This window comes from Mesorhizobium sp. M7A.F.Ca.AU.002.02.1.1 (assembly GCF_003998535.1).
Classification (GTDB): Bacteria; Pseudomonadota; Alphaproteobacteria; order Rhizobiales; family Rhizobiaceae; genus Mesorhizobium; species Mesorhizobium ciceri.
Map to the genome: position 1 here is coordinate 1 of NZ_RZPB01001179.1, position 1,277 is coordinate 1,277.

The following is a 1,277-nucleotide window of genomic DNA, read 5'->3' on the forward strand; positions in this document are numbered from 1 at the left end:
CGACCGTCTGGCGCGGATTCAGGGCGTTGTCGGGCATTTGGTAAATCATCTGCATGCGGCGCAGGACCTCCTTCGGCCGCGTCTTCAGGCTCGTGGAAAGGGGCTGCCCGGCAAAAGAAATCGAACCTGAAATTGGCGGCAAGAGACCGGTGACGACTCGCGCGAGCGTCGATTTGCCCGAACCGGATTCGCCGACCACGGCCACGGTTCTTCCGCGCGGAACCTTGATGGAGACATCCTGGAGCACCTTGACCTTTCCTGCATAGGCCGCGGTAACGTTGTCTATCGTCAGCAGATAGTCATCGGCTGGAACTTCGGGCTTGGCGAGCTTGCGTACGGCCCAGAGCGTTTTGGTATATTCCTGGCTGGGCGAGGCCAGCATCTGGCGTGTATCAGCCTCCTCCACGGTGCGTCCGTGGCGCAGAACCATGATACGATCCGCCATTTGCGCCACCACCGCCAGGTCATGCGTCACGTAGATTGCAGCGGTGCTGAATTCCTCCACGATGTTGCGAATGGAAGCTAGAACTTCAACCTGCGTGGTCACGTCGAGCGCGGTTGTTGGCTCGTCGAATATTATGAGGTCCGGACGACAAGCCATTGCCATCGCTGTCATTGCCCGTTGCAACTGCCCGCCGGAGACCTGATGAGGATAGCGAAAGCCTATGGTCTCCGGTTCTGGGAGTTGAAGGCGTCGATAAAGATCGACGGCGCTCCGGTTCGCCTCTTCCCGGCCGGCAATTCCATGCGCCACCGCTGTTTCGACGGTTTGTTCCAAGAGCCGATGTGCCGGATTGAAAGAGGCAGCCGCGCTTTGTGCGACATAGGCAATGCGGGAGCCCCTGAGGCGACGGCGCCCTTTTTCATTGACTGCCAGAAGATCAATCCCGTCGAACAGGACCGAGCCTTGCATGATCCGGCAGCCCGGCTTGGCATAACCCATTGCGGCAAGGCCAATGGTGGACTTGCCGGCGCCTGATTCGCCGATCAGGCCAAGAACCTCGCCCCGCTTCAGCGTCAGATCGATCCCGCGGACAATCGGATGCCAGCGCTCGTCCGAGAACCCCTCCACATGCAGATTGCGGATTTGAAGTAGATCCGTGCCTTTTTCGCGTGAGCTTGGACCGCTACTTTTCATCCCGCAACCCGCTTGTTGCGTGCAGGAACCAGTCCACAACGAAATTCACGGACACGGTAAGGAGAGCAATCGCGCCGGCCGGAAGTAGCGGGGTGACGTCGCCGTAGGTGATCAGGGTCGCGTTCTCGCGCACCATTGA

1 protein-coding gene and 1 pseudogene are annotated in these 1,277 nt (G+C 59.6%); both read right to left on the reverse strand.

Annotated features, from left to right (window positions below; all coding sequences use genetic code 11):
* A partial coding sequence (locus tag EN879_RS36255) for an ABC transporter ATP-binding protein (RefSeq protein ID WP_164774854.1) occupies positions 1-1,138 on the reverse strand: 1,138 nt, incomplete at its 3' end.
* Positions 1,128-1,277: pseudogene (locus tag EN879_RS40410) on the reverse strand (ABC transporter permease); the annotation flags it as partial. The gene EN879_RS36255 and the pseudogene EN879_RS40410, both read right to left, overlap by 11 nt.